The 7,750-nt window shown below is 70.6% G+C and carries 1 protein-coding gene and 3 pseudogenes; all 4 read left to right on the top strand.

Annotation, left to right across the window (positions count from 1 at the left end):
- Positions 1-53: 53 nt before the first annotated feature.
- Positions 54-1,985 (top strand): annotated as a pseudogene (locus tag ACIREO_RS39655) (SDR family NAD(P)-dependent oxidoreductase); the annotation flags it as partial.
- 423 nt (positions 1,986-2,408) lie between these two features.
- A pseudogene (locus tag ACIREO_RS39650) lies at positions 2,409-2,713 on the top strand (acyl carrier protein); the annotation flags it as partial.
- A 129-nt stretch (positions 2,714-2,842) separates the two neighbouring features.
- Positions 2,843-6,199, top strand: a pseudogene (locus ACIREO_RS39645) (type I polyketide synthase); the annotation flags it as partial.
- A gap of 35 nt (positions 6,200-6,234) precedes the next feature.
- Positions 6,235-7,750 (top strand): type I polyketide synthase (locus ACIREO_RS39640; RefSeq protein ID WP_404119968.1); only part of this gene is annotated, 1,516 nt, incomplete at its 3' end.

Genomic DNA, 7,750 nt, shown 5'->3' with positions numbered 1-7,750 from the left:
ACGGCACACCCGTCAACTGGCAACAAACAAACACCACACACAACACCCAGACCGTGGACCTCCCCACCTACCCCTTCCAACACACCCACTACTGGCTGGAGGCGGAGTCGGGGCTGCGCGGCGAAGAGGCCGCCGTCGCCCTCGGCCAGGAGTCGGCGCATCATCCGCTGCTGGGGGCTTCCCTCTCCCTCGCGGGTGACGCCGGCACTGTCTTCACCGGCCGGCTGTCGCTGCGCAGCCACCCGTGGCTGGCCGATCATGCCGCCCTGGGGACCGTACTGTTCCCGGGCACCGGGCTGGTGGAGCTGGGTCTGCGCGCCGGTGAGCAAACCGGACTCGATGTCCTGGAGGAGCTGACGCTCCAGGCGCCGCTGGTGCTGCCCGAGGACGGCGCCGTACAGGTCCAGGTCGTCGTCGGTCCCTCCGACGAGACCGGACAGGCGCCTCTCTCGATCCACTCACGGCCGGAGAGCGCGGGGCCCGGCACCGGCTGGACCACACACGCGTCCGGAGCGCTCGTGCGGGGCGGCACGGCCTCGGATGTGGACCTGTCGGTGTGGCCGCCGCAGGGTGCGGAGCCGGTGGACCTGGCGGGCTGGTACGAGTCGCTCGCGGAGGACGGTTATCAGTACGGCCCTGCCTTCCAGGGCCTGCGGGCAGCGTGGCGGCGGGACGACGAGGTCTTCGCCGAGGTGGCCCTGGCTCCCGAACAGGCCGAGGACGCGGGCCGGTTCGGCCTCCACCCGGCACTGCTGGACGCCACGCTGCACGCCATCGAACTGGGTGTGCTGCCGAAGACCGGTGACACGCGGCTGCCGTTCGCCTGGAGCGGTGTACGGCTGCACGCCACCGGTGCCACGGCCGCCAGGGTCCGCCTCGCGCAGGCCGGCCCCGACGCCGTGACCCTTCACCTCGCCGACGGGGCCGGCGACCCGGTCGCCACGGTGGATTCGCTGGCCCGCAGGCCTGTGTCCCCGGAGCAGCTCGCCGCGGCCGGACGTGGCAGCCATAACGAAGGCCTCTACCAGGTCGATTGGGTGCCGGCCGGCGGTTCGGGTGAGTTCACGGGTTCGTGGACGGTCCTGGGCGATGACGGTCTGGCCGCGCTCACCGAGGTGCCCGACGCGGTAATCGTCCCGGTCACCACCACCGGGAACCTGCACGACGCCCTACACCCCCTGCTCGAACTGGTCCAGAATTGGCTGGCTGACAAGCGGTTCACCGACGCCCGGCTCGTGGTCGTGACACACAGCGCCACAGGTGCGGACGTGGACCCCGCCTCGGCGGCGGTCTGGGGCCTGGTGCGCTCGGCCCAGACCGAGAACCCGGACCGCATCACCCTGGTCGACCTGCCCACCGGTGCCGACCCCGCACACGCCGCGACAGTACTCGGCCTCGACGAACCCCAGATCGCCGCCCACTCCGACACCCCCCTGGTCCCCCGGCTCACCAGAGCCACCGACACCGGCACACCGGCCGGCACACCCTGGGACACCGAAGGCACAGTCGTGGTCACCGGCGCACTGGGCGCACTGGGGCGACTCGTGTCACGGCACCTCGTGACCGAACACGGCGTACGAAGCCTCCTCCTGGCAAGCCGACGCGGCGAACACACTCCAGGCGCAGCGGACTTCACCGCCGAACTCACGTCCCTCGGGGCCCACGTCACCCTGGTCGCCTGCGACGTGGCCGACCCCGATGCCGTACGCACACTCCTGACCAAGGCACCCGCCAAACACCCGATACGCGCAATCGTCCACACCGCCGGCGTACTCGACGACGGCGTACTCACCACCCTCACACCACAACGACTCGACGCCGTACTCGCACCCAAAGCCATCGGCGCCCTCAACCTCCACCACGCGACCCGAGAACTGGGGCTCGACCTCACCGCCTTCGTCCTCTTGTCCTCCGTACAGGGGGTGCTCGGCGGCCCCGGCCAGGCCAACTACGCCGCCGCCAACGCCTACCTGGACGCCCTCGCCGAACAGCGCCACGCCCAGGGCCTGCCCGCCACCTCCCTGGCCTGGGGCCTGTGGGCGGAAGGCGGCATGGAAGCTGACCTCGACCAGGCCGACCGGGAACGGATGGTCCGGAACACGGGGATGAGCGCGCTCCCGCCGGACGAGGGCATCGAGCTCTTCGACACGGCGACCTCCCTGAACACGGCCCACCTGGTCCCGGCCCGGCTCGACGTGACGGCGCTGCGTTCACGGAACGCGACCGAACTCCCCGCCGTGCTTCGCGGGTTCGCCCGCACACAGGTCCGTCGGGCCGCCACCACCACGGCGGCTCCCGAGCTGTCACTCGCCGGCCGACTGGCCGCCCTGAGCACGGGCGAACAGGAGAAGGCGCTGGTCGATCTCGTACGGAGCGAGGTCTCGGCGGTGCTGGGGACGACCACCAAGGTGGAGGCGCGGCGCGGCTTCAAGGAGCTGGGCTTCGACTCGCTGACCGCGGTCGAACTGCGCAACCGCCTGAACAAGGCCACCGGCCTGCGACTGCCAGCCACACTCGTCTTCGACCACCCCACACCGGTCGAAGTGGCCACGCTGCTGCGCGCCGAGCTGGTCCCCGAGACGAACGGCCCGGACGCGGGGCGGGACGGAACCGACGGCATCGCAGCCGCCCCGGCCGCCCGCTCCGGCACCAGCACCGGTTCCGATCCTTCTTCTTCCACTTCCTCCACCGTCGCAGACGCAGTGGACCTGATCGACGACATGGACGTCGACGATCTGGTCCGCCTGGCACAGGAAAGTTTCTGATCCCGATGAGTTCTGAGAATGGCAAGGACATGACGGACAACTCGCTGTCGAAGGTGGTCGGCGCGCTGCGGGACTCGCTCAAGGAGACCGCGCGGCTGCGGCAGAAGAACCGTGAGCTCGTCGACGCCGCTCACGAGCCCATCGCGATCGTCGGCATGAGCTGCCGCTATCCCGGCGGCGTGCGGTCGGCGGAGGACCTGTGGGAGCTGGTGCTGGAGGGCCGCGACGCGGTCTCCGGGTTCCCGGACGACCGCGGCTGGGACCTGGAGCGCCTCTACGACCCGGACCCGGAGCGGCCCGGCACCTCGTACACACGGGAGGGCGGGTTCCTGTACGACGCGGGCGAGTTCGACGCCCAGTTCTTCGGCATATCGCCCCGCGAGGCCCTCGCCATGGACCCGCAGCAGCGGCTGTTCCTCGAGGCGTCCTGGGAGGTGTTCGAGCGGGCAGGCATCGACCCGTCCTCCGTACGCGGAACCAAGGCCGGAGTCTTCGCCGGACTGATGTACCACGACTACGGCCCGGCCCTCCACGAGGCCACCAAGGGCGTGGAGGGGCACCGCCTGACGGGCAGTCAGGCGAGCGTCCTCTCCGGCCGGGTCGCCTACACCCTGGGCCTGGAAGGACCCGCGGTGACCGTGGACACCGCCTGCTCCTCCTCCCTCACCGCGCTGCACCTCGCATGCGAGTCGCTGCGGCGCGGCGAGACCACCATGGCCCTCGCCGGCGGTGTCGCGATCATGGCGACCCCGGGGACGTTCGTGGAGTTCAGCCGCCAGCAGGGACTGGCCAAGGACGGCCGGTGCAAGTCCTTCGCGGAGGCGGCGGACGGCACGGGCTGGTCCGAGGGTGTCGGTGTGGTGCTGGTGGAGCGGCTTTCGGACGCGCAGCGCAACGGCCACCGGGTGCTGGCCGTCGTACGGGGCTCCGCCATCAACCAGGACGGCGCCAGCAACGGCCTCACCGCCCCGAACGGCCCGGCCCAGCAGCGCGTCATCCGAGCCGCACTAGCGAGTGCGGGTCTGACGGCCGACGCGGTGGACGCAGTGGAAGCACATGGCACGGGCACCCGGCTGGGCGACCCGATCGAGGCACAGGCGCTGCTGGCCACCTACGGGCAGAACCGCCCCACCGACCGGCCGCTGTGGCTGGGCTCCGCGAAGTCCAACATCGGACACGCCCAGGCGGCATCGGGCATCGCCGGAGTCATCAAGATGGTCATGGCGCTGCGGCACGCGCAGCTGCCGAAGACGCTGCACGTCGACGCCCCGTCCTCGTACGTCGACTGGTCGGCGGGCGGGGTGGAGCTGCTGACCGAGCAGCGGGAGTGGCCTGAGGTGGACCGGCCGCGCAGAGCGGGGGTCTCGTCCTTCGGGATCAGCGGGACGAACGCCCACGTGATCCTGGAGCAGGCACCGGACACCGGGCCTCAGACCCGGCGGGACGACGCCCCGGTCCCGGTTCCGGTCCCTGTGCCCGTACCACTGTCCGCCCGGTCCGATGCGGCCCTGCGGGCCCAAGGCGTGAACCTCTCGTCGTATCTGGACGCCCATCCCGGGACATCGCTGTCCGGTGTCGGGTATGCGGCTGCGGTGTCACGGGCCGCGCTGGAACACCGGGCCGTCGTGATCGCCACCGACACCGACAACGCCCGCAACCCCCTCACCGCACTCACCGAAAACCGACCCTCAGCCACCCTCGTACAAGGCACAGCCGACGAAGGATCCCTCGCCTTCCTCTTCACCGGCCAAGGCAGCCAACGAGCAGGAATGGGCCGCGAACTCCACACCACCTACCCCGTCTTCGCCCACGCCCTGAACGAGGTATGCACCGAACTCGACCAACACCTCGACCACCCCCTCCAAGAAATCATGTTCGCCCCCGAAGGCACCCCCCAAGCCGAACTCCTCCACCGCACCGAATACACCCAACCCGCCCTCTTCGCCATCGAAACCGCCCTCTACCACCTCTACACCTCCTGGGGCATCACCCCCGACTACGTCACCGGACACTCCATCGGCGAAATCACAGCCGCCCACGCAGCCGGAGTATTCACCCTCCCCGACGCCTGCGAACTCGTCACCGCCCGCGGCCGGCTCATGCAAGCACTGCCCCAAGGCGGCGCCATGCTCTCCATCCAGGCCACCGAAGACGAAGTCCGCACCACCCTCCCCACCGGAACCTCCATCGCAGCACTCAACGGACCCACATCCACCGTCATCGCAGGAGACAAAAACGCCGTACTCACCGTCGCCCACCACTGGAAAACACACGGCCGCAAAACCAAACAACTCCACGTCAGCCACGCCTTCCACTCCCCCCACATGAACCCCATGCTCAACGCCTTCCACGAAGTCGTAGCCCGCCTCACCCCCCACACCCCCCACACACCACTCATCTCCAACCTCACCGGCACACTCGCCGACCCCGACGACCTCCGCACACCCGACTACTGGGTCAGACACCTCCGCGAAACAGTCCGCTTCGCCGACGGCATCACCACACTCCACACCAACGGAGTCACCACCTACCTCGAACTCGGACCCGACGCCACCCTCACCGCCATGACCCGCGACACCCTCCCCACAGGTGGTCGTCCCACGACTCTGGCGGCCGCCCTGCGACGCAACCGGGACGAGGCGCAGACCGCCGTGCTCGCGGCGGCCGAGGCGTGGACCCGCGGTGCGGCACTCGACTGGACGGCGCTGACGGCGCCGGCCGGGGAAACCGCGGTCTTCCTGCCCCCCTACCCGTTCCAGCGGAAGCGGTACTGGCTCGAGGCACCGCCAGGAGGCGGCGAGACGCACCGCCCGGGTTCCGTGGAGGCCCGCTTCTGGGACGCGGTGGAGACGGAGGACCTCCAGGCACTGGCCTCCGCGCTCGGCGTCGAGAACGCGGACGCCTTCGGCGGCGCTCTGCCGCTGCTGGCCTCCTGGCGGCGCGGAATCCGGCACGACCGGCCGGCCGACGTACCGGGGGAAGCCGAGACGGACACGGAGACCAGTGACGAGCCGACGTTCGCCGCGACCCTTGCCGGACTGTCGCCGGCCGAGCAGGACGAGTGGGTGGCGGACCTCGTACGGGACGAGATCGCCGCCGTACTCGGCTACACGAGCCGCGACGAGGTGGACGCGGATCGGTCGCTGAAGGACATGGGCTTCGACTCGATGGCCGCCGTCACCCTGCGCAACCGACTCGGTGAGGTGGCCGGATTCACGCTGCCGGCGACGCTGGTCTTCGACCACCCCACTCCGGCGGCGATCGCGTCGTACCTGCGCACCCGTCTCGACCGGGAGGCAGTTGCCCGGGCACCGCAAGCACCCGCCTCGAAGCCGGAAGAGGCGGAGGAGCCGGCTCGACCGGACGAACTCGACTCCGCCACGGACGACGATCTGTTCGCCCTGATCGACCGCGAACTCGGCACCACCGCGTGAAGCCGCCCGCCCCGAGACCGACAGCGAGGAAGAGCATGTCCGACGAAACCAAGCTCCGGGACTACCTCAAACGCGTGACGGCCGAACTGCAGGACTCCCGCCGCCGGTTGAAGGAAGCGCAGGAGCGAATTGCCGAGCCGATCGCCATCGTGGGAATGAGCTGCCGCTACCCCGGCGGCGTCCGGTCCCCCGAGGACCTGTGGGAACTCGTCGAGGCCGGCCGGGACGCGATCTCCGGCTTCCCGGCCGACCGCGGATGGGACTTGGAGGGCCTGTACGACCCCGATCCCGAGAGCCCCGGTACCGCCTACGCCCGGGAGGGCGGTTTCCTCTACGACGCGGGCGGGTTCGACGCCGAGTTCTTCGGCATCAACCCACGCGAGGCCCTCGCCATGGACCCGCAGCAGCGCCTGTTCCTGGAGGCGTCCTGGGAGGTCTTCGAGCGGGCCGGCATCGACCCCACGACCCTGCGCGGCTCGCACACCGGCGTCTACGCGGGCTCCGTCAGCGACGACTACCAGCTCATGCTCACCGAGCCGCCCGCGGAAATCGAGGCGTACCGGATGACGGGCACCGCGAGCAGCGTGCTGTCGGGCAGAGTCGCCTACACCTTCGGGCTGGAGGGCCCGGCGGTGACGGTGGACACCGCTTGCTCGTCCTCCCTGGTCGCCCTGCACCTGGCCGCCCAGGCGCTGCGCGGGGGCGAGTGCACGCTTGCCCTGGCGGGAGCGGTGACGGTGATGGCCACCCCTTCCGGATTCGTGGACTTCAGCCGGCAGCGGGGCCTGTCCCCCGACGGGCGGTGCAAGGCGTTCGCGGAGTCCGCGGACGGCACCGGCTTCGCCGAGGGCGTAGGGGTCCTGCTGCTGGAGCGGCTGTCGGACGCGGAGCGCAACGGCCACCGGGTGCTGGCCGTCGTACGGGGCTCCGCCATCAACCAGGACGGCGCCAGCAACGGCCTCACCGCCCCCAATGGCCCCTCGCAGCAGCGCGTCATACAGGCCGCCCTGGCGAGTGCGGGTCTGACGGCCGACGCTGTGGACGCAGTGGAAGCACATGGCACGGGCACCCGGCTGGGCGACCCGATCGAAGCACAGGCGCTGCTGGCCACCTACGGGCAGAACCGCCCCACCGACCGGCCGCTGTGGCTCGGCTCCGCGAAGTCGAACATCGGACACACGCTGGCCGCGGCCGGTGTCGCCGGTGTGATCAAGATGGTCATGGCGATGCGTCACGGCGTCCTGCCGCGCACCCTCCACATCGACGCCCCGTCGTCGTACGTCGACTGGTCCGAGGGCGCGGTGGAGCTGCTGACCGAGCAGCAGCCGTGGCCGGAGACCGACCGGCCGCGCCGCGCGGGCGTGTCCTCCTTCGGCATGAGCGGGACGAACGCGCATGTGATCCTGGAGCAGGCACCTGATGCCGATGTGATCACCGGGACCGTCGGAGCGGCGGAGCCGGCCGTTGGGGCGGCGGAGCCCCTGCCGCTGCCGCTGGTCTTCTCCGCGAAGAGCGAACCGGCGCTGCGTGAGCAGGCCGCCCGGCTGCTGC

This window comes from Streptomyces sp. NPDC102441, from assembly GCF_044765585.1.
Classification (GTDB): Bacteria; Actinomycetota; Actinomycetes; order Streptomycetales; family Streptomycetaceae; genus Streptomyces.
This window is presented reverse-complemented; position numbering and strand designations above follow the sequence as displayed.